Genomic DNA, 24,891 nt, shown 5'->3' with positions numbered 1-24,891 from the left:
CCGGATAGCTTTATGGCACAAGGAATTCTCCACTCCATAGGTCGTCCCGGTTGGAAAACCGAACCCGTATATGTTCTGGCTGCTGTAATTTAAGATATTCTATTTTATAAGGCGTGACTTCAACCACACAGAAATGGTTTTCTTCATTCAGGTATTCGATTGGAGCAGCATCTTTTAAGGGTGTTCCCGGTGCAAGTGCAGTAGTATATTCCTTGCGGGATTGTTCCGGGATATTTTGCCCGTGTTTTTCTTCTTTTGCCGAGCCTTTAATTATAGTTGCAAGGCCTTCAATTTTGATTTGCAACAGTTTTTCAGAGTTATAAAATAATAATGCTACTCTATTATTTTCCTTAATGTGAATTATTTTTTTTGATCTGAAATCAGTGTAGAAAGAACATTTAAGATCCTCAGAAAAATCTCTTAAGACTACCGTTCGTTGTCTTACAAAGCGGTCCAGACCTACTGTTCCCAGGGTGAAGTAGCGAAAAGGATGCGTTTTTTGAGTGCTTCCCTTTTTTAGTTCATCCTTAATTTCTTTAAAAAACTTTTCTGTATGTCCTATGGGTTTCATTATTATAAAGGTAAAAAAATAAAAAATGAGGTAGGGTATTTTTAAAGAAGATTGTTATATATATAAATTGCTATGAAAAAGTAAATTTTTTATAGACAAAATTGTGTCATAACAAGTTCATGTGTTTAGGTTGGTTTTTGATTTGAAAAGTCCCGTCGATGGTCGTCGGGGCTTTTTCTTTTTATGGATAAACAATCACTGTTGCAATTATGATTGGAAGCGTAATTGTGTTAGTAATGTACCGAAAGAAATTCTCTTATTTTGCCTTGTATTCCAGTCGCATCGTAATAGATGCAGTCTTCTTTTTGGCAGATGTATTATAGGCCCCGCCCCAGCTGTAATCCTCATCAGAATTTTGTCCTGTGATTTGAAAAACACCCATTCGGGCTGAAATCAGATCGCCTAAAGCACCTCCGGAATTCTCTGCTATTTTCTCGGCACGGATCCGGGCATCTTCTGTGGCCTTGGAAATCATTTTAATCTTGAGGTCAGATAATTTGGTGTAATAATAGCGAGGCGGAGAAGAATTAAACTGCACGCCTTTATTCAGAAGTTCAGTAATCTCGCGAGATACTTTTTCTATCAGGGCTACATCATTAGATTCTATCTGTACAGATTGCGACAACTCGTACCCCCGGAAGATGGTCCCCACAAAATTCCCGTTTTCGTATTTATTGTCGCGTTGTTCAATAGTCTGCACAGAATTGAAAATTATGTTTTCCTCTTTTATTCCTTTAGATTCAAGGTAATCTTTTACGATTTCCTTGTCCCTGTTCAGTTGTTCAAAAGCTGTTTTTAACACGGTATTAAAGGCAACAAAACGTCCATCCCATACAATGAGATCTGATGTAAAGTTCTCATTTCCCAGGCCCGTAACGGAAATTACCCTGGCAGGACTTGATCTTTGAACATAAGCGTTGCCTAAAAAGTAAGCGGCTAAGACTATGGCGACAGCAAAAATAATGGCATTTAAATGTTTCATTCTTAAAGCGTTAATAAAGATGTTATAAATATACCGAAAACTTGTATTTGAAAATGTCTTGAATTACTATTTTTGCCCATGCAAAACAATGTCCTCATTCTAGATTTTGGTTCCCAGTATACCCAGCTCATTGCAAGAAGGGTTAGAGAACTTAATATTTTCTGCGAAATCAAGCCTTATAATCACCTTCCGGAAGACCTCTCCGGGTATAAAGCGGTAATCCTATCCGGTTCGCCTTTCTCGGTAAGGGCAGATGATGCCCCGCACCCGGATTTATCCCAGATAAAGGGCAAGAAACCCTTGCTGGCCATTTGTTATGGTGCGCAATACCTGGCTCATTTTCATGGCGGAAATGTTGCACCATCCAATACGCGCGAATACGGACGGGCCAAGCTATCTGGAATTAATCGGGATGAACCGTTTTTCTATGAAATACGGGAAGGTTCACAGGTTTGGATGAGCCATAGCGATACCATTAAACAACTACCCGAAAATGCGGTAAGGCTTGCAAGTACAAATGATGTGCAAAATGCAGCCTTTAAAATAGATGGCGAATTAACTTACGGAATTCAATTTCACCCCGAGGTTTACCATACCAAACAAGGGAAACTGATTTTAGAAAATTTTTTGGTACACATTGCAGGATTGCAACAGACCTGGACTCCGGATGCATTTGTAGAAACCACAGTAGCGGAGTTAAAAGAAAAAATAGGGACGGAAAAAGTTATCCTTGGACTTTCGGGAGGGGTCGATTCTACAGTTGCAGCCGTTTTATTGCATAGGGCAATAGGAGATCATCTTCATTGTATTTTTGTGAATAACGGATTGCTCAGAAAAAATGAATTTCAGGAAGTGCTCGATCAATATGAGCATATGGGGCTCAATGTAAAAGGGGTTGATGCTTCGGCACGCTTTTTGAACGCTTTGGCAGGGGAAGCTGACCCTGAAAAGAAAAGGAAAATTATTGGCGGGGTATTCATAGATGTATTTGATGATGAATCACATAAAGTGGAGGATGCTAAATGGCTTGCGCAGGGTACTATCTATCCGGATGTAATTGAGTCTGTTTCTGCAACAGGAGGGCCTTCGGCCACTATTAAGAGTCATCATAATGTAGGAGGGTTGCCAGATTTTATGAAACTTAAAGTAGTGGAGCCTTTGAAAATGTTGTTTAAAGATGAGGTAAGGAGAGTAGGGGCCACTCTGGGAATAGAAGATGAACGCCTGGGCCGTCATCCATTTCCGGGACCTGGCCTGGCGATTCGTATTTTGGGAGATGTAACGCAAGAAAAAGTAAATATTTTGCAAGAGGTAGATGCAATTTTTATTAATGGATTAAAGGAATGGGGGCTTTATAATGAAGTTTGGCAGGCCGGAGCTATGCTTTTACCCGTAAATAGTGTGGGAGTTATGGGCGATGAACGAACTTATGAAAAATGTGTAGCTTTACGGGCAGTTGAAAGTACAGACGGAATGACGGCAGATTGGGTTAATTTACCGTATGAATTTTTACAAAAGACCTCGAATGAGATAATAAATAAAGTTCCAGGGGTAAACAGAGTGGTTTACGATATCTCCTCAAAACCCCCTGCAACCATAGAATGGGAATAAAACCTACAAGCATGTCTATAAGAATATTAATTACAACAGCGGCGATTATTCTGTTTTCATGCCAGGCCGTGGCGCAAAAGTTTAGCTCCCATGCGGTTAAAACTGGTGAAACGGTATATAGCATTGCAAGGCAATACAATGTAAATCCTGCAGATATCCTTAAGTACAATAAAGAAATTGCAGAGGGTGATATACTTAAGCCCAATACAATTCTGGTCATCCCTATGGGAGCAAATGTGCTAAGCGCCCGGGATTCAATCGCATTACAAAAAAAACAGTTAGAGGAGGAACAGGTAACACCGATAGCGTTTAGTATGCACAAGGTGAAGAAAAGAGAAACAATTTTTAGCATTGCGCAACGATACAATGTTTCTGAAGAGGAAATTAAACGCTACAACACGGAATTGTATGCGAATCAACTTAAAAAGGGTATGCGTTTAAAAATCCCCGAGTACCCAAAAGTTGAAGTTGAAAACGATAGTATTAATTTGGATGATTTTGAAACCTATACGGTATTGCCAAAGGAGACAAGATGGAGTATAGCCAATAAATATGGTATTACGATAGATAGTCTGCTTGCTCTGAATCCTGAATTATCCGTTACCACCAGCTACCTGGCCGAGGGGCAGGAGTTAAAACTACCCAAAATTGCCGGAAGTAGCGTTGAGGACCAAAACGTTCAATTGTATATATCCTATACGGTTCCACCTAAAAAAACATTGTATAGCCTTTCCCAGGAGTATAAAATAAGTTCACAGGATATTGTGAGACTAAATCCTGAAATTGGTGAACGCGGAGGTTTAAAAGAAGGTATGGTAATACGGTTGCCCGAAATGAAGGTTTCCGATAATGAGATTAACACAGAGAATTATATTTTTTATGAGGTTAAGCCTAAGCAAACAGTATACTCCTTAACAAGGAATTTAGGAGTTGATTATAAAGAAATGCTCGACCTCAATCCGGAACTTTCCAAAGGCCTTAAGGCCGGTATGGTCTTGAAACTCCCTATAGAAAAAAGGGGTAGTCTGGAAGTAAAGAATTCGCTGATTCTGGATAAGATTAATCTTTTGGATAGCATTAATACCATTCACAGGCCAAAACTAATTTATCTGCTGCCTTTTCGAACAGATAAAATAAACCTTGATGATATTGAAAGCGCCACAGACGCAATTACACGAAGCAATGCAATAAACTATAGCCTTGGTTTATATAGCGGTGCTTTGATTGCACTTGATTCTATTTCAGAACTGGGATTATCTGTAGATGTAAAGACATTTGATACGCAATTAAACCCGGACAAGACCAGGCAAATACTTCAGGGAGAAGATCTGGAAGGAGTTAGTGCCATTATTGGGCCATTGCAATTGAACTCCCTGAAAGAAGTAGCTATTAAGGCTGCAAATGCTGATGTACCTGTAATTGCACCATTAGCATCTACCGGTGACTTTGAGCTGGAAAACGTTTTCTTTACTATTCCATCTGATCAGATTTTGCGTGAAAGAATGCTTGACTTTATTGAGGAAACCAGAACAGATGAGAATATTATAGTAATAACAGACGCAAAGAACAAGGAAGTCAGTGAACAGATAAAAGAGGAATTTCCTGTTGCCAAATCTGTTGAGCTTCTGGAAGATGAAGAAAATATTTCTTTGGATTTGGAGGAGTTTGCCGCCCTTCTTTCGCTTGAAACAGAAAACTGGGTTTTCGTTGAGACAAATAATTTTAAAGTTGTATCCAGTGTGAGTTCTATCCTTAATTCATCGAATTCGGATACTACCAAAGTACGGATGTTCACTACTAATAAGAATAAGGCATTCGAAAATGATGTCATCTCAGGGGCGCATTTGTCTAATCTGAATTTTACATATCCGAGTGTAGATAAAGAAACCAATAACAATGCATTTGTTAGAAGATACAGAAGGCGTTTTGGGGCAGATCCGGACAGGTACGCTATTCGCGGATTTGATCTTACTTTTGACCTTCTTTTAAAACTGGCCTATAAACAAAATTTGTTTGAGGCCTCAAACCTGGTTGGGATTACGGAGTATTGCGGTAATAAATTTGATTATAGAAACGAACTTGCATCCGGGTTTTACAATGAAGCTTCCTATATTATGATGTACGATGAAATGCGAATAACGCGTGTTAAACCAGAACAATGACCTCAAGAGTTACTTATACAGGAGAATTGCGTACTCGTTGTGTTCACCTTCGCTCTGGCGATGAATTCATAACAGATGCACCGGTCGATAATAATGGGTTGGGACAAGCCTTTTCACCCACAGATACTGTTGCTACCGGTCTGGCCAGTTGTATGCTTACCATGATGGGAATTAAGGCCCGGGATATGGAGGTTGATCTCAAAAGGTCTTATGCTGAAGTTACCAAACATATGGCTGCAGATCCCCGGAGGATATCGCAGATTGATGTTGAGTTACATATGCCGGCCGTTATAACGGAAAAGCACAAAAAGATCCTGAAGCATACTGCAAGAACCTGCCCGGTAATTTTTAGTCTTCATCCGGATATTAAAAAGGAAATAGTATTTCATTGGGATCTCTAGGATTCATATTCGGTTTTTTTGCGTTTCTATTTTCAGCTGGTTCATTCGCACAGCAGGAAGCTACAATTCTTTGGAATCCCGGACAGAGACTGAGCTGGTCAAATTTTAAAGCCGAACCCCCAAAGGATTCAGAAATAGCAGCCACTACGGCAAGTGGTTTGAGTTATCAGTTTTCTACAACTGAAGAAAACGGAAAATATAAACTGGATTATTCGGTGGACACATATTTTTATCCAAATAGATCGTGGTATCAGCCAGATATATGCGATGAGGTAATCCTAAGCCATGAGCAGCTGCATTTTGATATTTCTGAATTGTATGCCAGGAAAATGCGCAAAATTATGGATGCTACTATTTTTACAAAAAATGCCAAGGCTGAGGTAAAAGCCATTTATCGCCAGATAAACAAGGAGCTTGCAGCGTTTCAACAGGTTTATGATCAGGAGACTGATTACTCTCGCAACATTGAGCAACAACTATCCTGGAATAAGAAAATAAAAGATTCCCTGGCAAAATAGAATTGGGAATTAAGATTCCTTCTTCATACTAAATATCACAAATTGTAACCCCCTCCTTTAATGCGGCAATTTTGTCTTCCCAGCTGGGAATAAACTCCTGGGCCACATAGCCTTTAAACCCTGTTTCAACAATGGCCTTCATGATTGCAGGGTAATACAGCTCTTGTGTTTCGTTGATTTCATGTCTCCCTGGATTGCCACCGGTATGGTAATGGCCGAAATATTGATGATAATCTCTGATAGTCCTGATAATATCTCCCTCCATTATCTGCATATGGTAAATGTCATAGAGCAATTTAAAGTTCTCCGAGCCTATTTCATTGCATAAAGACACCCCCCATTCCACATTATCGCACATATAATCTTTGTGATCTACTTTGGAGTTTAAAAGTTCCATCTGAATAACCACGCCGTGTTTCTCTGCCACAGCCATAATTTGTTTCAATCCTTTTGCGGAATTTTTGAGCCCCTCTTCTTCATTCATGCCATTTCGATTTCCACTAAAACAAATCAGATTGGTGTAACCGGCTTCTGCCACTTTTGGAATCATTTGTACATAGTCTTTTATCAGTTCTTCGTGCAGTTTAGCATCGTTCCAGCCTTTTTCAATGCCAAAACCTGCACCCCAGCACATAGATGCGTGTATGCCATACTTTTTCATTATTGGCCAATCATCCGGACCGGTCAAATCTATAGCTGTAATACCCAATTCATTTAAGTTTTGGAGAAAATCCTCCATAGGAATCGTGTTATAGCACCAGCGACATACGCTGTGATTAATATTTCCCTTAAACTTATTATTTTGTACTTCTGTATTTGTTATGGCATTTGCTTTGGAGGTGGCTAATAAACCTGCTGTGGCTGCCATAGAAGAGCCGATAAATGTTCTGCGTTTCATTTTCTATACTTTTGAGCATTTTAAAGATAAATTATTTAGATTTAAAAATGGAATATTTTTCAGACAAGAGAAAGCTGATAGAACTGGCGCATTACAAAATGCCTTATGGCAAGTTTAAAGAGCTCTACCTGATTGATTTGCCTGAGGCATATTTGGCCTGGTTTCATAGAAAAGGTTTTCCCGAGGGCAAACTCGGGGAGCAGATGAGGGCTGTTCTTGAGATAAAAATTAATGGTTTGGAAGGACTGATCAGAAAAATTAGGGAAGAATTTCCTTTGGATACCCAATGATTTCTAGTTGCATTTTGTACCTTTGAATCCCGTAACATAGATGTTCAATATGCCAGATACTAAATATGTTTTCGTTACGGGAGGAGTAACTTCTTCACTTGGAAAAGGAATCATTGCAGCTTCCTTAGCCAAACTTCTTCAGGCACGGGGATATAAAACAACCATACAAAAGTTAGATCCTTATATAAATGTGGATCCGGGTACTCTTAACCCATACGAGCACGGAGAATGCTATGTTACCGATGACGGTGCAGAAACCGATCTTGATCTTGGTCATTATGAGCGATTTTTAAATGTAAAAACTTCACAGGCCAATAATGTAACCACCGGTAGGATTTACCAGAGTGTTATTGAAAAAGAGCGCCGCGGGGAGTTTTTAGGTAAGACAGTACAGGTAGTTCCGCACATTACCAATGAGATTAAGGAGCGAATTCAAATGCTTGGGAATAGCGGGGAATACGATATTGTAATTACTGAAATCGGAGGAACGGTGGGGGATATTGAATCCCTTCCTTATATAGAGGCAGTAAGACAATTACTTTGGGAGTTGGGGGATAACAATGGTATTGTAGTACATCTTACTTTGGTACCATATCTTTCTGCCGCCGGCGAGTTAAAAACCAAGCCAACGCAGCATTCCGTTAAAACATTGATGGAGAGTGGAATTAAGGCAGATATTCTGGTATGCCGGACAGAACACGAACTATCTGATGACATCAAACAAAAATTGGCATTGTTCTGCAATGTTAAAAAAGAAGCTGTCATACAATCAATAGATGCCTCAACCATTTATGATGTGCCGGTAATGATGCAAGATGAAGGTTTAGATACGGTAGCCTTGCAGAAACTGAATTTACAGGATAATACAAAGCCAGATCTCGATCAATGGAATGAGTTCCTGGACAGGCATAAACACCCAAAGTCTGAGGTAACAATTGGGCTTATTGGTAAATATGTTGAATTGCAGGATTCCTATAAATCCATTCTGGAATCATTTATTCATGCAGGAGCTATAAATGAAGTTAAGGTAAATGTGAGATCTATACATTCTGAATTTATCACGGCCCAAAACTTTGAAGAGAAAATGAAAGGCCTTCAGGGTATTCTTGTTGCTCCGGGTTTTGGAGAACGGGGTATTGAAGGTAAAATTAAAGCGGTACGTTATGCCAGAGAGAATAATATTCCATTTTTAGGGATATGTCTGGGAATGCAGATGGCTGTGATTGAATTTGCAAGAAATGTATTGAAGTTAAAAGATGCCAATTCCACCGAAATGGATGAGTATACAGACCATCCGGTAATCAGCTTAATGGAAGAACAAAAGTCAATCACCAATAAAGGGGGTACCATGCGTCTTGGGGCCTGGGAATGTGAAATTAAAGAAGGAACACTTGCACATAAAGCATACCATGGCAGAACTTCAATTTCTGAGAGACACAGGCATCGTTATGAATTTAACAATGATTATAAGGAGGAATTTGAGAAAGCAGGAATGCTGGCCTCAGGGATAAATACAGATACGGGTTTGGTTGAAATAATTGAACTACCTTCTCATCCATGGTTTTTAGGCGTACAATATCATCCGGAATATAAAAGTACCGTAGCGAATCCACATCCTCTTTTTGTGGGCTTTGTGAAGGCCGTATTGTTGCACAAAAGACAACAAACTAATGCCAGTATGGCATAAACTCCACAATTGGATATATATTTGCAAACCATTTGGAACAATCCGTGCACAGGCATGAGCCAAAATTATTGCGGATTTGTATTTAAATTATATTAAATGGAAGAAAAGAAACTCGACATAAATTCCATCATTGGCTTTATACTGATATTTGGAATTCTTATTTTTTGGTTTTACCAAAACCAACCCACACCAGAGGAACTGGAGGCTCAAAAGGCAGAGAGGGCTAAGGTAGAATCTCAGGTAGCTGAGGAAGAACCCGGCACACCTGAACCCGTTTTAGAGGAAACAAAAATTGATCTGCAAGACTCTGTTGCAATTGCTGATTACAAAAGTGCCATAGGTGGTTTCGGATTTACTTCGGCCAGGGAAGGAACCACCGTTCTTGAAAATGAAGTCCTCTTCCTGGAGGTGAGCAATAAGGGAGGGCAGATAGTTGAGGCCAGAATGAAGAAATTTGTCACCTTCGATTCAATACCTATTTATTTGGTAAAAGATGGAAATGCATCTTTTGGAATTAATTTTTCAACGAGGGACAATCGGGTTTTAGATTCCAGGGATCTGTTTTTTGAACCCTCAATTTCAAAAAATGGCGAGAATCAGGTGCTTTCAATGAAGGCTAAAGTTGCTTCGGATCAGTTTCTGGAATTTCGCTACGAAATGAAACCCAACGAATACCTGGTAGACTACACAATGCGCTCGCAAGGTTTAAGCAGAGTAATAAATGATGCCCAACCAATAAATCTTAATTGGAAACTAAGGGGTATCAGGCATAATAAGAGTATCCAGTATGAGAACAGGTATACGAGACTTACCTATAGACATGAAGATGATAAAATAAGCAAACTGTCGGAGAGTAGTGATGATGAAGAAATTGAAAATGGGGTTCGATGGCTTTCCTACAGGCAACATTTTTTTAGTTCTATTCTGGCGACTAAAACTCCTTTTGATACTGCTACTTTAAATTCCAGGAATTTAGTGGAAGAGGAAAGTAAAGAGGCTCAGGTGACCAAAGAATTTGCTTCAGTTGCGCCATTAAAAATGGAGGGTGGAGAACTTTCATATACTATGAATTGGTATTACGGGCCAACAGACATAGAAGTATTGGCGCAATATAAGGATTTAGGTCTGGCAGATTCTATTCCATACGGCTGGGGGATATTTGGCTGGATTAACAGATATGTGTTTACGCCGTTCTATGGTTTTTTAAGTTCTTTTCTGCCCTTCGGAATCGCCATTGTTGTTATGACCATTCTGGTAAGACTGGCCATGTCTCCGGTTACTTATAAGTCATACTTGTCTCAGGCTAAAATGAAGGTGTTGAAACCTGAAATTACTGAGCTCACTGAAAAATATAAGGACAATGCAATGAAGAAGCAGCAGGAAACAATGAAGCTGTACAACAAAGCGGGGGTTAGTCCTATGAGTGGTTGCGTTCCTGCATTGTTACAACTACCTATTTTCTATGCGCTGTTTATGTTTTTCCCTACGTCTTTTTCATTACGTCAAAAGGCTTTTCTGTGGGCAAGCGATTTATCTTCCTATGACACTATCGCAGAGTTGCCGTTTACCATTCCTTTTTACGGTGATCATGTTAGTTTATTTCCAATATTAGCATCAGTGGCTATTTTCTTTTATATGATGATGACCACCGGGCAGAATATGCAAACCCAACCGGGGATGCCAAATATGAAATTCATCATGTACCTGTCTCCTTTGATGATGCTTTTCTTCTTTAACAACTACGCAAGTGGGTTGAGTTTGTATTACTTTGTTTCAAACCTTATTACTATCTTCATCATGTTGGCGATAAAGAAATTTATATTGGATGAGGACAAAATACATGCTCAGATACAGGAGAATAAAAAGAAGCCAAAAAAAGAAAATAAGTTTCAGCGCAAAATGCGCGAGATGATGGAGCAGGCAGAGCAGCAGAAGAAAGGCAAGTAGAGTCTCAAATAATCATATAACAAAAAGCCCTGACATTTCTGTCGGGGCTTCTAGCTTTAAGTAGGTTTAATTTGGTAAGATTTGGGATTTCAAAGATGCACTATAGTTTTCCCAGAAAAAAAGAATAGTTGTAAAGGCTCATTTTTTGTATGCTAACAGTTTCAATTTTGATGTCTCGTTATCTTTGAGTGAATTACTGCCTTTTTTCTTACAAAAAAACTCCCCTGATTAATCAGGGGAGTTTTCGCTATCAAATAATCGAATTAGTCGCTACTAAATCAATATTGTAATTAGTTGGTAGTATCAGGAAGAAGTACCGAATCAAGTACATGAATTACTCCGTTTCCAGCCTGGACATCTACGGCGATTATGCCTTTACCTGTATTGCCGGCACCATCTGTCACATCAGCAATATTTGGGTCTGTACCTGGTAGGGTTATAATGATGTCGTCTCCTTCCAAAGTTGTGGCTGGTGTATCTCCAGCTGGATTAAGGTCACTCGATGTAATATTGTTTTCGCTCACTACATGGTGCAATAGTACTTGTGTTAAAACAACTTCTCCCGGAATCTCTTCCAAAGCATCAAACGCATCATTCGTTGGCGCAAAAACTGTAAATTCAGGATTTATGCCATCCGCATTGCTGCCTTCAGTCCTTGATAGGATATTTACAAAATCAGTTCCCGGTGTCAAAGTTGTTAGGGCGTCAACAAGAGTAGAGAAGTTTGGGTCAGCAGCAGCAAAAGTTACTACTGTTGGGATATCGATTACTGTACCTACAGCATGTATGATCCCGTTAGATCCAACAACATCAGCAGTAGTTACTGTTGATATTCCATTAAATTGAACGCCGTCAGAGGTATTGTAATACAAACTTAATGCATTATCTCCGGGGCCGGTAGCGCTGGTATTTGTATAGCCGGCTACTCCTGCAACAAGGTCAGTTGAACTAACAGCATCTCCAATTACATGATTAAGTAGAATTTGAGAAAGTGCAGCAGTATTAACATTTCCTATTGGCGTTCCATCTAAGAATGTTTCGAACGCGGCATTGTCAGGTGCTAAAACTGTAAACGGCCCATCACCAGATAACACATCTATTAAATTTCCATCTGCCAACCCTAAGGCTACAACCAGGCTGCTGAAGTCCGCATTAGCTGCAGCATGTGAAACAATAGATGGGATTGGAATTACTGCATCTACTATATGAATTGTTCCATTGGAAGCGTCGATATCGGCACCGCCATCTGTTACGGCTGATACGTTGTTAAATCGTACACCATTAGATGTATTGAAATAGATACTTATGTTATTATCCCCGGCGCCTGTGGCATTTGTACTTGCATACCCAGCTCCTGAAGCTGCCAAATCTCCGGAGGTGATATCTGCCGAGATAACATGGTTCAATAAAATTTCAGCCAATACATCTGTTGGAACGTCATCTAAGGAGTTAAAGCCATTTGCTGCTAAAAAAGTTACAAATGCTGCATTTGTTGGAGCGAGAACCGTAAAAGGACCGTCTCCTTGCAGTACGTTCACTAAATCTCCATCTGCAGCTTGCAGGGCCGAGACTAAGGCCGATAGTTCTGGTGTTCCCAGAGCAATTTCGACAATGTTTTGTTCTGTCGGCAGGGGTACCGAATCACCATTGTCATCGTTAGAACATGAAAACGATAAAACCAGGGCTAATGTAGCCAGTATCGCTTTTAAAAAATTTGGACTTGATTTCATTTTTCTTTTCTGTTTAAATTAAATTATTTATTAATGTTTATCAAAAGTATATAAAAAGTTAAACAAAAAAATTGTTTTATTAAATGTTTAACATTCATTTTTAATCTATATATATTTAGCCATATGAATTAAAAGAGCCAGTATAATAGATTTAAGAAGTAGATACATAAAAATATAATGGTTGCTTTTGTTTAAAGTAAAAATAAAAACATTTAACATAAAATTAAATAAAGCATAAGAGTTCCACCCAGTTTTTAGACACAAAAAAACTGCCGTTGATTCGGCAGTTTTAATAGAAGTTAAATCTAAATATAGTCTTATGCTAATTGGCAGTGTCCGGGATCATTACTTCGGTTATAAGATGTACAACACCATTTGACGCCTGAAAATCCGAAACGGCTAAGATAATTTCTGAATTTCCTGAACCGTCTGTAATTGTTATTAGACCCAGTGCTCTTGAAAAGGTAATATCATCACCTTCCAGCGTTGTAACCGTCGATTGATCTGTAAAATCCTCAGAACGGTTATTTCCATTGGCTACATGATGTTGTAATACCGTTGTTAACAAATCCTCTTCAATATCGCTTACTGAATTCCAGTTGTCGTTTGTAGCCAGCAAAGCATCAAAAGCCGTTTCGGCCGGGGCGAAAACCGTAAAAGGTCCTGTGCCGGAAAGAAGTCCCACGAAATCGGTAGCCGGTGTTGCAGTGGTAAGCGCGGTGGTCAGCTGTTGAAAATTTATATCTGTGGTTACAAAAGTAACAACCGTAGGAAAATCAATAACAGTATCTACGGTATGAACAACACCGTTAGAAGCAAGGATATCTGCATCAATTACATCTGATGCACCATTGAATTGAATCGCTGTACCTGTCGCATCGAAATAAAGGGAAAGCTTTGTGCCATCCGTTGGTCCGTCTGCCAGGGTCTCCGCATAATTCCTTATCAGAGATACAAAATTAGCTTCATTTATTTGAGAACCTATTACATGGTTAAGGAGTAATTGTTCCAACAAGGGTACAGGCACATCATTGATACTTGCAAAATTGGCGGTAGCTAAAAATAAGTCAAACGCCGCATTTGTGGGGGCGAGTACTGTGAAAGAGCCAGGGTTTTCCAGAGTACTTGTTAAGCCGGTAATTTCCAGTGCCTCCACCAAAGTGGATAAATTTGGATTCGCCATTGCTATTTCAATAATGTTTTCTCCGGTTGGCACACTGCCTCCATTATCATCATTACTGCACGAAAGAACCGTTAAAGCGATTAGTGTTAAAATCAGGAAATGTTTGAAATTTTGGTAGATTTTCATAATATTTTTTTTGAGTGGTATAAAAATGCGATATTTTTTGGTAGTATTTTTTTTGTAAAAGTAACTTTAGGATAATTTTAATATTCCCATTATTTTATTTTTTTTGGTTTTCATTTCAAGAGTATTTGCTTCTTATAAAAGGTTTCTTGAAATTTTTAAAATGCCCATATCATTTTACTGCTCTCTAAATTCATAACGTTATATATCTATAAATGGTGTTTGGTCTTTGCACTGAACCCAAATTACTGGCAAATTTTGTAAATTTGGGGCTCTTTAGCAAATATGGAAAAAGTAGTTGTAGGACTTTCGGGTGGGGTAGACTCTAGTGTAGCGGCCTATCTGTTGAAAGAACAGGGATATGAAGTTATTGGCCTTTTTATGAAAAACTGGCATGATGATTCCGTGACTATTTCCAAAGAATGTCCCTGGTTGGAGGATAGCAACGATGCATTGATTGTTGCTGAGAAGCTGGGGATTCCTTTTCAGACGGTAGACCTGAGCAAAGAATATAAAGAGCGCATTGTAGATTATATGTTTCGGGAATATGAAAAAGGCAGGACGCCCAATCCAGATGTATTATGTAATCGGGAAATTAAGTTTGATGTCTTCCTGAAAATTGCAATGCAATTAGGAGCTGATTATGTGGCAACCGGTCACTATTGTAAAAAAGGAGAAATTATTGATGCTAATGGAGCAGTATCATACAGATTGCTGGCTGGAGAGGATGAAAATAAAGATCAATCGTACTTTTTATGCCAGTTGTCTCAGGATCAATTGGCCAAAACACTATTTCCAATAGGGGAATTGACAAAACCTCAGGTAAGGAAGATAGCCTTTGATAATGGATTAATTACCGCCGATAAAAAAGATTCCCAGGGGCTTTGCTTTATTGGGAAAGTTCGTCTCCCCGATTTTTTACAGCAAAAGCTGAAGCCAAAAAAAGGGCCTATAGTGGAAGTCCCCAGTGATGTGGCCCAATACCAGCGAACAGAACCTTCCTTTAAAAATAAATTTGAGGAATTGGCCTATTTTGCCCAAAAACCGGTATATCAAATCTCGGATGGCAAAGTGGTTGGCCAGCATCAGGGTGCTCATTATTTCACCAAAGGGCAACGAAAAGGACTTGATGTGGGTGGTACCCCTGAGCCATTATTCGTTATAGAAACGGATGTTTCTAAAAATATAATCTTTACCGGTCAGGGAAAAGCACACCCCGGACTCTATAGACGTACATTGTTTATAAGGAATGATGAATTGCATTGGATAAGACCCGACATGAGTATTAAAGTAGATGAATCTTTGGAGGTATGGGCCAGGATACGTTACAGGCAACCACTCCAAAAAGCGATTTTATACAAGGTTGATGCAGGGCTTTATGTTGATTTTGAAGAAAAACAATCTGCCATAACTGAAGGTCAGTTCGCGGCCTGGTATATAGAAAACGAGCTTGTAGGTTCCGGAGTAATTTCTTAATTTTTCAACAAAACAATCCGTATTTTGATAACTCCGGTTTAACTCCGGGATTTTTATTTTAAATCTATGCAAAATAGAATATGCACACTTTTCGGAATTGAATACCCAATTATCCAGGGAGGTATGATTTGGGCAAGTGGCTGGAGGCTGGCCTCGGCAGTATCCAATGCCGGAGGACTGGGACTTATTGGTGCGGGAAGTATGTACCCGGAAGTCCTGAGGGAACATATTCAAAAGTGCCAGCAAGCGACGGAAAAGCCTTTTGGAGTTAACGTACCTATGCTTTATCCGGATATTGATAAGTTGATGGAAATTATAGTAGAATTGAAGGTCAAAATCGTTTTTACTTCGGCCGGCAACCCTAAGACCTGGACTAATTTTTTAAAGGAAAATGGAGTTACCGTAGTACACGTTGTAAGTAGTGTCAAATTTGCTTTAAAGTCACAGAATGCAGGCGTGGACGCTATTGTTGCTGAAGGTTTCGAGGCAGGTGGTCACAATGGTAGGGACGAAACAACTACACTGACCCTGATCCCGGCGGTAAGCGAAAAAATAAATATTCCACTGATGGCTGCCGGAGGTATTGCTACCGGGAGTGCAATGCTTGCGGTAATGATTTTAGGGGCAGATGGGGTACAGGTAGGGAGTAGATTTGTAGCAAGTGATGAAGCATCTTCCCATCCGTTGTTTAAGGAAAAAGTTGTGGAGGCAGGGGAAGGGGATACCCAATTGACGCTTAAGGAACTAGCTCCGGTAAGAATCCTTAAAAATAAATTCTACCGGGACCTGCAGCACGCCTATGAACTAGGTTATGGCGTGGAGGAGTTAAAGGATTTATTGGGCAGGGCCAGAGCTAAACGAGGCATGTTTGAGGGTGATATGGAAGAAGGTGAATTGGAAATAGGACAGGTTTCAGCTCTTATTCACGACATTAAGCCTGCTGCTGAAATTATTGAAGATATGATGCAGGAATTCAATGAAGCCAAAAAAAGATTGGCAGATTTGTAGGCTACAATAAAAATAGATTGCATTCGGGCCGGCTTTACCCGAAGCAATAATTTATTTATAACCGTAACCTTACCCTAAGCACATAACTATCTGCTGTTATATACAATGTTGATTTATCTGCATTAAATGCACAATTTGAGGTGGCTTGTCCGGTTTTAATTTTTCCCAGTACCCTGCCTTCGGGGGAGAATATAAAAACCCCTCCGGGACCTGTTGCAAATATGTTTCCTTCATTATCCACTTTTAAACCATCCGGCAGCCCTTTTTCTTGTGCGACCATCCCGGTGGCATCATAAAAGGTCCTTCCATTTCTAATTGAACCGTCCTCCAATACATCAAATACTTTCCATATCGCTAGTTCTGGATCAGAATTCGCTACATAAAGCTTCTTTTCATCCGGTGAGAAGGCAATGCCATTAGGTCTTGTAAATTCGGTGGTTAAAAGGGTTAACTCTCCTTCTTTGCTGAGCCTGTATACCCCCTGGTAGTCCAGTTCTTTGTCCGGGTCCTCCATACGCTTTGGCAGGCCGTACGGAGGATCAGTAAAATAGAGGTCCCCGTTGCTCTTGTATGCCGCATCATTTGGGCTATTGAATCTTTTACCTTTATAAGCGCTTGCCAGGGTTGTATAGTTGGCTGCTGGTTCCACAAGCGAACTTTGCATTAAGGCGATCTGCCTCTCCCCATGCTGGCATAATACCAGTTCACCTTCGCTATTTAGGAGTAAGCCATTAGCCCCGGGTTCTGAACCCTCAAAATTTTCACCCATAAAACCAGAAGGCTTTAAATACATTTTAGCTTCTTCTCCTTCCTTCCAGCTATAAATTGCATTTCTTGGTATGTCTGTATACAATAGCATCTCCTGTTCGGGTAACCACAGCGGACCTTCTGTCCAGTCATGGCCTGCTGCTAATACTTCAATCATCGATGCTTCCGGAATTACAGACCAGAGACTTTCCTCATATGCCTCAATCTCACCTTCTTCAAATATTCTGGACACATTTGGCTTTTCCTGTTCTTTAATGGAAGTCTCTTTTTTTTCGGTTTTGCATTGGATCAGGATTAAGGCGTTAAATGCTACAAGGCCCAGGTATAATCTCTTTTTCATATTCTTTGTACAAAGTTTAGTGCAGGTAGTAACCCGATTAATTTAAATGATTTGAGCAGGGTATAATGCAACTTAACAAAATATCTGCTACTGCTGCAAGATTCTGATGTCCTCAATTAAACGTACTATTTCTTCGTCTTTGGTGCCGTCATAGATTCCCCGTATTTGTTTCTTTTTGTCTACAAGTACAAAGTTTGGCGTATGTATAAAATCCTGCAAACCTCCATCACCTTGATCAACCACTGCGAAATAATTTTTACGAGCCAATTCATAAATGTGCCTTTTATTACCTGTAGTAATATTCCATTTTGTATCAAGTGCTCCATTTTTAGAGGCATAATTATATAAAACGGGCACACTGTCATATTCCGGCGTTACAGAAAGCGACAATAATTTTACATCGGCATCATTCAAAAACTCCGTTTGCAATTTTTCCATATTGTTGGTCATAACCGGACAAATAGTCGGGCAGCGGGTAAAGAAGAAATCTGCTACATAGATTTTACCTTCATAATCCTTTTCGGTTATTGTATCCCCGTTTTGATTGATAAGTCTAAAAGGACCAATAGTATGGTTAGTATTCATATCCTGAAGACTCCTGTCTACCAGGGCAGGATTCAAATCTGAAGGATTATAAACTGCCGGTTGTTCTTCCCGCAACCAATAGGAAAAGAAAATCAATAAGGATGTAAGCACCAGGAATATAATTATTCCCTGCCTTAGATGTGGGTTTTTTAAAAATTCAGTCTGCAACGATGTTTGTTTATGAACTTAAATTATAGTACTAAAAGACATACTCATATATTGTTTTTAGAGTATTGAATTATCTAATTCTATATCGGCATTTTCCCAGGCTTTATCATATTCGGCCTTTATCAGAGCTGCCTCATCCATTTTACCCTGGGCTAACAGGCTTTTATATAGTCCCATAAGCGACCAACCGTTTTGCCTTAGTACTTCCAGGTCTTCTTTATAAATAATTTCAGCTTCATTGAATTTATTGGCTTTTAATAGTACGGCACCAAGGTTTTGACGCGTAGGAACATGCCAGGCCGCGGGTTCAGTATAAACAAGTTTATCTTCCAGGGCCACTGCATTTCTTAAATGTTCAATGGCTTTTGGCAAATCTCCCTGAAGTGAGGCCAGTTCTCCGGCAACAACTTCATATGCGATACCTGCAATGGATGCCGAGTTGTTATTGGCTGTAGCAACAAGTTCTTCCAGCTCAGGATCTTCTTTAAGGGTGGCAATGGCTTCCAGCTCTTCCTGGGCTTCTTTCGCATTATTTTTTCGAACAAACGCTATTCCACGGGCATAGTGCCTCATTAGATTTACATGTTTAATAGCAGGGTTTGGGGCCGGGATTGTCAATATCTCATTCCATTTACCAAATCGAACATAGGAAAGTATAGGAGTTGACGCAAAATCCTGTAGAAATGGAAGCGTAATCAATTCCCCTGTTGGTACTTTTTCTGCTGTTTTTTTTGCGGCATCAATGGCTATCTCGCTGGCACCCAGTAGACTTGCAGCAGACCAAAGGAAATGAATATTGTGCGGGTAATACCCCAGGGGATAAAGTCCCTGTGAATAACATTGTGATATGTAGTCTTCATCGGCTAAGATAGCAGCCTGATTGGTCTTAACTGCATCCAGATAACGACCTACTCGGATATAGATATGTGAGGGCATATGGACTATATGTCCTGCGGCAGGCATAAGTGAAGCCAATTTATCTGCACTTGGAACAGCAAGGTCTGGTTTAGGAAGCTCTACCATATGAATATAATAGTGATGTGCTCCCGGATTATCCGGATTTAATTCCATGGCACGTTCCAGTGCAGCCTTGGCTTCGGTTATATTTGGTGACGGATTTCCATCTTTATCCCAATAATTCCAGGGTACGGTATTCATGACCGATGCCGCATATAAGGTCTGAATATTTGAATCATCCGGAAACTGTTTTACTACATCAGTCATGGCCTCCATATACGCCATATTCAATTCAGCCACATCTTTAGTTAGGTCAGTACTGTATCTGGATGTAAGTGCGTTAATCAAAGCCTGTTCTTTGTCACTTGCATTAACGGCAAGTTTTTTTGCTTTAGCAAGGGCTTCATTGTATTTTTCTTTACGCTCATCCGGAGGTAACTGATCATTTATATTAGGTCCAAGTGCGTAGGCCTGGCCCCAATAGGTCATGGCTGAATTTGGATCCAGTCTGGATGCCTCCATGAAAGAGCGGTGTGCTTCCGCATGGTTAAAAGCATAGGTGAGTTTTAAGCCCTGATTAAAAAAAGTCTGGGCCATTTCGTTGGTAGTGGTAATAGTAAAACTCAGATTGCCCAGGTTTTCAAATAAGGGCGAAATCTGCTGGGTGGTGTCCACATCGCTCAATAAATATTTGGCAACCGTACATTTAATAGCATAAAAAGAAGCTTTTTGAGAATTGTCCAGGGTTTTTTCACCACTTTGTTTTGGTAAAAAATAGACAAGGGCAAGTAGCCCAATTGCGATAATTATAAGGCCAGATTTTTTTTTCATGATAGTATTATTAATAGTTGTTGCTTGTTTTTTGTTATCATAATATCGGGATTTTACCCGGTATGTTGTTGGATGAATGTTTTAGCCTCCTTCACTTCAGGCCTGTCGCTTTGCGATGATTCTGTAAGTATTAATAGTTCTTCAAAATACCTGTATGCCTTTTCCTGATCACCAAATCGCTTTGCGGCCATAGCTGCCCCATAAATTCCGTTGAAACGATTAGGATTCACATTTAGGTTTTTCTCATATACCTGCAATGCTTCAAGTGGTTTGTCCATAGCCAGTAACATTTCAGCCAAAAATTCCCGGGCCGGGATGAGCTTACCGGGTGTAATACCATGAACACCTGTAATATCTTCCATTTCTACAGCCTCTTTTAAAAGTGTAATTCCTGCATCTTCTTCTTCACTATAAAAATGTAACCAGCCTTGAACGATTTTCATTTGGATTAATACCTGGTTTGCATTAGCCTCATTTCCACCATCTAATATTTCTTGCCTTAAAGTGCTGAGGATTTCCAACTCTTCGTTGGCAGCACTTAAGTTTTTTAGATGCAGTGAACCTATAGCTCTGGTAAAATGAAGCAAAGAACTTTGCCATGGAAATTGATCCCATTTCACCTCCGATTCATGAAATTGAAGATTAGCTGCGACATCCCATCTTCCATTTTCCAGGGCAATTCTTGCGGGTACAGCAGCAAAGGGATATGCAATAGCAGCAATGTTTGAAGGGTAAACATCGTAAATTGTTTTCATGTACTGGTATTGTTCATTTGCATTTTTATTATCGCCTTTTTGCAAATAAGCATATACCAAATAACCCATGGCATGAAGTTCGTTGGACCAGTGACCCTCCATCCCACTTGCCTCGGCATAACATCTTGCAGATGACGCCGAACTTACATTAGATTGTATGGATTCATCCCATAATCCCAATCGCGTAAAGATGTGTGAGGGCATGTGCTGTGCATGTGATGAGGCCGGCGCAATATCAGCATATCTTCTTGCCGTTGGTAATGCCAAATGAGCCAATTCCGGGTAATCATAATTATGTATGATATAATGGGCAATTCCGGGGTGGTTAGGTTGGTCTACAAATAAGTTTTCAAGAATCTTGCCCGATTTTTTTTGATTCTTGTAGGTTTTATCCTTGCGATCTGCAGATGCTCTCAAGGCTAAAGCATAAAAAACGGCCGCTTCATTATCCTCAGGGTACTTATTATAAATTTTTTCCATCTTCTTTTCATACAACAATGCCCGTGTATTTTGATCAACAGTATCCCAATCTTTATAGTATATGCTTATAGCATCCAGATAATCCTTTTCTCTTTCTCCTTTTGGAATTTTGCTTGCAATTTCCAGAAGTTTCGATCCTTTTTCCAGGTAACTATTATCAGACTGATACCATAATGAATGTACAATACTCATAGCCACTCCCCAATAAGCCATTGCACAATCAGGATCAGCATCCAACACCTGGACAAAGGCTTTTTCTGCCTCTTCATATTCAAAGGAGTGCAATAAGGATACCGCCAGGTCAAAAGTCTCGCGGGTATCATAATTACAGGACAGGGAAAAGCTCACTTCTCCGAATTGTTCTGAACTACATAAAATGAGTTCGCCTCTGAGCAGATCAATGGCTGCCAATTCAGGAATCGGTTTTGATTTATTTTTGCAGTTGGTGAAGCTAAGTATACCTATTACAAAAAAGACTATCAGCCCGGTGTTTTGAGATTTCATAATTATTTAAGTTTAATACATTGGGGCCTATGTATATGAAGTACTTGAAAAATTGCACTTTAAAACTTTGTGCAACTCCCTCTAAAGATAGTAAAATCTGTATTGGTTGAAATAGTCTATGAATAAAACTGTATAGTTTGTTGCCGTTTACACATAGATTGGACATTATAAAGGATGAATGCCGCTCACATGGGCCGCTGGGTTTATTCGTTTACTTAATCTGTAAAAATTTGCTGATTCCGGACTATCTAAGCTACGAGCTTTTAATGTTTATGACTTTCATTATAATGCTCCTTAAGAAGGTCGCGCCCAAAATCATTCGTAAGATCCCTTACAGCGGTATGAACATGATTGGCATTGTTCTGAGTATTGTCATATTCTATTAAAATTACCGGGCTTTGTATTCTGTAGTAGTGGCCTTTTCCCGGGACTAAACTGCCTGCCCATGCAAATGAGAGCTGATTCATTCCAGAAGTCTTTATTTTATCTAAAAGAGATTGGGAAAATCCTGATTCATAATTGTTCAGATAAACCATTAATAATTTTTCTAAAGCTTCTTTTTGATCCTTGGTTAAATCTGAATAGGAAATACCAGGGGGATCAAGATTCGTTACAACTGGTTTATTAATAGTGAAAATTTCTCTTGGAGCTTCTTCAGAAAAAAGAGCTGTGGCAAGCTGTTCTTTTGAAAGCGAGTTTACCAGGGCAAACCCAAGTTGTGTTTCTAATTTTAAAACCTCTTTGCCTTTTTGTGATCCTTCTCGGACTATAGCAGGATTGGAGCCCAGGAAAGAAGGTGTAGAGGCAACAATCTTACCCTCTGAGGCAACAAAATTAAAGGAAATGTGATGTCCTTCGAACCGCCACCCCCAAAACTGCTGGGTCGCCGGATCATTAAAAACACAAAAATGATAATTGAGTGCATCACGCCCCGGTGAACCATCCGGCATTTTGAATTTACCTCCTTCAATTTCCAGTAAAACATTTTCAAGTGCTATGATTTCTTTTGTTTTTCGAAACCCTTCGTTGCTCAATGATCCTCTGAGCAGTGCCATGGCAGCATTTTTTTGTTTGTCATTAAAGTCATGAAAAGTGGGTCCTTTTCTTATTATCGGCACGAAATGAAAATTAAGGCGTTCCTCGCTATCCATTGCAAAAATTGTCCTTGACTTTAATTCCGGATCCAGAGTATTTAAAAATTCTGCCGCCAGAGTATTAAGTTCCTGTGAGGATGCAATGGCCATATAAAGGCCGCATCCAAGCATTAAAAAAATTGATTTAAATTTCATTAGTCCCTCATTTTATTGGAATAATTTCCATGTTGACTGTATCTGTTAACCTTCCCTGTTTCATCTCTTTCAAATACTACCATTTCCCCGGGTTCATCATCTGTTCTGATTTTTTGAAAATTGTCTCCCTTAACATGCTTAAGGAAAGTCATGGATTTGGCAGGAGATTGAGAAGGAAGACGCAGCATAACCAGCTTTCCTTCCCAGCTTGAAATATAACTTTCACTACCCCAGGGTTGATTGCTATAATAACCGGTATAATCTGTCATATCTTTTTTAGTGGATTCATCTGTTTCACCATTTTTAGATTCACCTTTTACCTTATTTAGTATGGCATGCATTTCCGTGGCATATTTATGGGGGTTTGTACCATTTGCGTTAATCATGACAGTGTAAGCCATTTTAGATTTTGGATTTAACTGAATCCCGGATCTGTAACCCGGGCAACTACCCCCATGGGAAACCCATTTTGTGCCATCGCTGCCTTTAGATACCGCAAAACCCAAACCCCAGGTGGTTTTCCAATCAGGGTCAGTCCAGTGTACCTGTTGCATATATTTTAGTGTAGAGGGCTTAATTATTTCTGTGATAGTTGAATCCATTAAGCGAAATTGCCAGGAAGCAAATTTTCCCAGGTCCAGTACATTAGATGAAAATCCTGCTGCAGCTGTAATACCATTTGCCTGGAATAGTTTTACTTTTTTGCGTTGCCCCATTCTGTCTAAAGATGAATATCCAATGGCTAGTTGACTACCATATAAAGACTCAGGGAGTTGTGTCCTGGTTTCATTGAGTTGAAGTGGCTTTAAAATATTCTCTTCCACGTAGTCAGTAAATGATTCCCCTGAAACCTGTTCTATTATTTCACCCAAAAGCGTAAGACCAAGATTGCTATATTGAAAATAGGTTGATGCCGGGTACAGGGTCTCCTGGTTTCCTAATTCATTTTTGATTTCCTCCTGCGTGGGAAATGGAAAATCCGGGCCTGTCCAATATGGAAAATTGGCCTCTCTGGGCAGACCGGATGAATGTGTTAATAAACCGCGCACTGTTATGGGGCCGCTATCTGAATATTTCTGATCCAGATTATACCAGGGTAAAAGATCACTCACTTTATCGTCCAAACGTAACTTTCCTTCATCATAAAGCTTCATAATGGCCGTTGCCGTAAATAATTTAGAAATAGAACAAATACTGCAAATTGTATTTATTTCTGTGTTCACATCTGCTTCCACGTTTGCCTTTCCGAAAGCCCCTGACCAAATTATTTCCTGATCCTTTATTATAGCAGCTGAAATACCCGGGAGTTTTTCATAATCTTTTTGGGCATCCAGCCAAACTTCGATAATTTTAAATGCTTCGGAATAGTCCTTTTTTTGCTCTTGCGCATTGGTACGGAGGCAAATAAAAGCTATTATGAGAAAAAGTTTGAATTTCATATTACTAATTAATGCTTTAGTTGGTTTATAGGCAGTATTACTATTTAATTCGACTTATTGAGATGGAATTCGGTTATTTTTTTATAAAAAAAACACCAGATAATTCAAATCCACCAGGCTTATTCCCCCACATCATTAATAAAAACCCGGGTTAAGGTAATGATTAAATAGAGAACTTTTTATTATTA

The 24,891-nt window shown here is 39.5% G+C and carries 20 protein-coding genes; 9 read left to right on the top strand and 11 right to left on the bottom strand.

The annotated features are described in order from the left end of the window. Window positions 1–10: 10 nt before the first annotated feature. Together G504_RS0110450 and G504_RS0110445 are read right to left on the bottom strand one after the other, a co-directional pair. The gene (locus G504_RS0110450) at window positions 11–571 is read right to left on the bottom strand and encodes a pyridoxamine 5'-phosphate oxidase family protein (RefSeq protein WP_019670125.1); all 561 of its coding nucleotides are present in this window, start codon (window positions 569–571) and stop codon (window positions 11–13) included. Window positions 572–827: 256 nt separating this feature from the next. Further along, window positions 828–1,553 carry an SIMPL domain-containing protein gene (locus G504_RS0110445; protein WP_019670124.1) on the bottom strand — a complete coding sequence of 242 codons (726 nt, stop codon included), beginning with the start codon at window positions 1,551–1,553 and terminating at the stop codon, window positions 828–830. A gap of 78 nt (window positions 1,554–1,631) precedes the next feature. Between G504_RS0110445 and guaA the strand changes: the two genes are divergently transcribed. From guaA to G504_RS0110425, 4 genes are read left to right on the top strand one after another with little or no spacing between them, the layout of a single operon-like run. Further along, window positions 1,632–3,164, top strand: coding sequence for a glutamine-hydrolyzing GMP synthase (gene guaA, locus G504_RS0110440; RefSeq protein WP_019670123.1), 1,533 nt, complete (start codon window positions 1,632–1,634; stop codon window positions 3,162–3,164). A gap of 11 nt (window positions 3,165–3,175) precedes the next feature. Beyond that, window positions 3,176–5,326, top strand: a complete 2,151-nt coding sequence (locus G504_RS0110435) for a LysM peptidoglycan-binding domain-containing protein (RefSeq protein WP_157473240.1) — start codon at window positions 3,176–3,178, stop codon at window positions 5,324–5,326. Next, on the top strand, window positions 5,323–5,727 hold the full coding sequence (locus tag G504_RS0110430) for an OsmC family protein (RefSeq protein WP_019670121.1): 405 nt from the start codon (window positions 5,323–5,325) through the stop codon (window positions 5,725–5,727). Before G504_RS0110435 ends, G504_RS0110430 begins: the two co-directional genes overlap by 4 nt. After that, entirely contained in the window at window positions 5,715–6,245 is a 531-nt protein-coding gene (locus G504_RS0110425; RefSeq protein WP_019670120.1) for a DUF922 domain-containing protein, read from the top strand. Before G504_RS0110430 ends, G504_RS0110425 begins: the two co-directional genes overlap by 13 nt. A 28-nt stretch (window positions 6,246–6,273) precedes the next feature. On the opposite strand, the gene G504_RS0110420 is transcribed toward G504_RS0110425, so the two are convergent. Beyond that, a complete protein-coding gene (locus G504_RS0110420; RefSeq protein ID WP_019670119.1) occupies window positions 6,274–7,143 on the bottom strand; it encodes a hydroxypyruvate isomerase family protein in 870 nt (289 codons plus the stop codon). Window positions 7,144–7,190: 47 nt separating this feature from the next. Here G504_RS0110420 and G504_RS0110415 point away from each other — a divergent pair, with 47 nt between their 5' ends. The 3 genes from G504_RS0110415 (at window position 7,191) to yidC (ending at window position 11,067) form a co-directional block, all read left to right on the top strand. Next, complete coding sequence (locus tag G504_RS0110415) at window positions 7,191–7,433, top strand: DUF3820 family protein (protein ID WP_019670118.1); 243 nt, start codon at window positions 7,191–7,193, stop codon at window positions 7,431–7,433. A gap of 49 nt (window positions 7,434–7,482) precedes the next feature. Then, window positions 7,483–9,120: a CTP synthase gene (locus G504_RS0110410; protein WP_019670117.1), complete on the top strand. Its 1,638-nt coding sequence runs from the start codon at window positions 7,483–7,485 to the stop codon at window positions 9,118–9,120. A gap of 96 nt (window positions 9,121–9,216) precedes the next feature. After that, window positions 9,217–11,067: a membrane protein insertase YidC gene (yidC, locus tag G504_RS0110405; protein WP_019670116.1), complete on the top strand. Its 1,851-nt coding sequence runs from the start codon at window positions 9,217–9,219 to the stop codon at window positions 11,065–11,067. A gap of 290 nt (window positions 11,068–11,357) precedes the next feature. On the opposite strand, the gene G504_RS0110400 is transcribed toward yidC, so the two are convergent. Further along, window positions 11,358–12,797 (bottom strand): fasciclin domain-containing protein, encoded by a 1,440-nt coding sequence (locus tag G504_RS0110400; protein WP_019670115.1) that lies wholly within the window; start codon window positions 12,795–12,797, stop codon window positions 11,358–11,360. Between the two features lie 322 nt (window positions 12,798–13,119). After that, window positions 13,120–14,106: a fasciclin domain-containing protein gene (locus G504_RS0110395; RefSeq protein ID WP_019670114.1), complete on the bottom strand. Its 987-nt coding sequence runs from the start codon at window positions 14,104–14,106 to the stop codon at window positions 13,120–13,122. Window positions 14,107–14,388: 282 nt separating this feature from the next. Between G504_RS0110395 and mnmA the strand changes: the two genes are divergently transcribed. After that, the gene (gene mnmA, locus G504_RS0110390; protein WP_019670113.1) at window positions 14,389–15,579 is read left to right on the top strand and encodes a tRNA 2-thiouridine(34) synthase MnmA; all 1,191 of its coding nucleotides are present in this window, start codon (window positions 14,389–14,391) and stop codon (window positions 15,577–15,579) included. A 66-nt stretch (window positions 15,580–15,645) separates the two neighbouring features. Further along, window positions 15,646–16,587, top strand: coding sequence for an NAD(P)H-dependent flavin oxidoreductase (locus tag G504_RS0110385; RefSeq protein ID WP_019670112.1), 942 nt, complete (start codon window positions 15,646–15,648; stop codon window positions 16,585–16,587). Between the two features lie 55 nt (window positions 16,588–16,642). Here the strand turns inward: G504_RS0110385 and G504_RS0110380 are convergent, their stop codons facing one another. From G504_RS0110380 to G504_RS0110355, 6 genes are all read right to left on the bottom strand, one after another. Then, window positions 16,643–17,695 (bottom strand): SMP-30/gluconolactonase/LRE family protein, encoded by a 1,053-nt coding sequence (locus tag G504_RS0110380; protein ID WP_019670111.1) that lies wholly within the window; start codon window positions 17,693–17,695, stop codon window positions 16,643–16,645. Window positions 17,696–17,782: 87 nt separating this feature from the next. After that, window positions 17,783–18,448 carry an SCO family protein gene (locus tag G504_RS0110375; protein WP_019670110.1) on the bottom strand — a complete coding sequence of 222 codons (666 nt, stop codon included), beginning with the start codon at window positions 18,446–18,448 and terminating at the stop codon, window positions 17,783–17,785. A gap of 57 nt (window positions 18,449–18,505) precedes the next feature. Beyond that, the gene (locus G504_RS0110370; RefSeq protein WP_019670109.1) at window positions 18,506–20,236 is read right to left on the bottom strand and encodes a tetratricopeptide repeat protein; all 1,731 of its coding nucleotides are present in this window, start codon (window positions 20,234–20,236) and stop codon (window positions 18,506–18,508) included. A 53-nt stretch (window positions 20,237–20,289) separates the two neighbouring features. After that, a complete protein-coding gene (locus tag G504_RS0110365; protein ID WP_019670108.1) occupies window positions 20,290–21,975 on the bottom strand; it encodes a tetratricopeptide repeat protein in 1,686 nt (561 codons plus the stop codon). Window positions 21,976–22,238: 263 nt separating this feature from the next. Further along, window positions 22,239–23,264 carry a DUF3500 domain-containing protein gene (locus G504_RS0110360; protein ID WP_019670107.1) on the bottom strand — a complete coding sequence of 342 codons (1,026 nt, stop codon included), beginning with the start codon at window positions 23,262–23,264 and terminating at the stop codon, window positions 22,239–22,241. Further along, complete coding sequence (locus tag G504_RS0110355) at window positions 23,264–24,703, bottom strand: serine hydrolase domain-containing protein (RefSeq protein WP_019670106.1); 1,440 nt, start codon at window positions 24,701–24,703, stop codon at window positions 23,264–23,266. Before G504_RS0110355 ends, G504_RS0110360 begins: the two co-directional genes overlap by 1 nt. Window positions 24,704–24,891: the final 188 nt, after the last annotated feature.

This window comes from Eudoraea adriatica DSM 19308 (assembly GCF_000382125.1).
Classification (GTDB): Bacteria; Bacteroidota; Bacteroidia; order Flavobacteriales; family Flavobacteriaceae; genus Eudoraea; species Eudoraea adriatica.
Note: the sequence above shows the minus strand (reverse complement) of the source record. Positions and strands in the feature narration are given on the sequence as shown.

Bases quoted from the DNA above. Each gene is read 5' to 3' on its own strand.
- G504_RS0110360 (WP_019670107.1), bottom strand. From the start codon at position 23,264: ATGAAATTTAAATCAATTTTTTTAATGCTTGGATGCGGCCTTTATATG.
- G504_RS0110365 (WP_019670108.1), bottom strand. From the start codon at position 21,975: ATGAAATCTCAAAACACCGGGCTGATAGTCTTTTTTGTAATAGGTATA.
- G504_RS0110355 (WP_019670106.1), bottom strand. From the start codon at position 24,703: ATGAAATTCAAACTTTTTCTCATAATAGCTTTTATTTGCCTCCGTACC.
- G504_RS0110370 (WP_019670109.1), bottom strand. From the start codon at position 20,236: ATGAAAAAAAAATCTGGCCTTATAATTATCGCAATTGGGCTACTTGCC.
- G504_RS0110410 (WP_019670117.1), top strand. From the start codon at position 7,483: ATGCCAGATACTAAATATGTTTTCGTTACGGGAGGAGTAACTTCTTCA.
- G504_RS0110445 (WP_019670124.1), bottom strand. From the start codon at position 1,553: ATGAAACATTTAAATGCCATTATTTTTGCTGTCGCCATAGTCTTAGCC.
- G504_RS0110400 (WP_019670115.1), bottom strand. From the start codon at position 12,797: ATGAAATCAAGTCCAAATTTTTTAAAAGCGATACTGGCTACATTAGCC.
- G504_RS0110450 (WP_019670125.1), bottom strand. From the start codon at position 571: ATGAAACCCATAGGACATACAGAAAAGTTTTTTAAAGAAATTAAGGAT.
- yidC (WP_019670116.1), top strand. From the start codon at position 9,217: ATGGAAGAAAAGAAACTCGACATAAATTCCATCATTGGCTTTATACTG.
- guaA (WP_019670123.1), top strand. From the start codon at position 1,632: ATGCAAAACAATGTCCTCATTCTAGATTTTGGTTCCCAGTATACCCAG.
- G504_RS0110430 (WP_019670121.1), top strand. From the start codon at position 5,323: ATGACCTCAAGAGTTACTTATACAGGAGAATTGCGTACTCGTTGTGTT.
- G504_RS0110380 (WP_019670111.1), bottom strand. From the start codon at position 17,695: ATGAAAAAGAGATTATACCTGGGCCTTGTAGCATTTAACGCCTTAATC.
- G504_RS0110395 (WP_019670114.1), bottom strand. From the start codon at position 14,106: ATGAAAATCTACCAAAATTTCAAACATTTCCTGATTTTAACACTAATC.
- G504_RS0110420 (WP_019670119.1), bottom strand. From the start codon at position 7,143: ATGAAACGCAGAACATTTATCGGCTCTTCTATGGCAGCCACAGCAGGT.
- G504_RS0110385 (WP_019670112.1), top strand. From the start codon at position 15,646: ATGCAAAATAGAATATGCACACTTTTCGGAATTGAATACCCAATTATC.
- G504_RS0110435 (WP_157473240.1), top strand. From the start codon at position 3,176: ATGTCTATAAGAATATTAATTACAACAGCGGCGATTATTCTGTTTTCA.
- G504_RS0110415 (WP_019670118.1), top strand. From the start codon at position 7,191: ATGGAATATTTTTCAGACAAGAGAAAGCTGATAGAACTGGCGCATTAC.
- mnmA (WP_019670113.1), top strand. From the start codon at position 14,389: ATGGAAAAAGTAGTTGTAGGACTTTCGGGTGGGGTAGACTCTAGTGTA.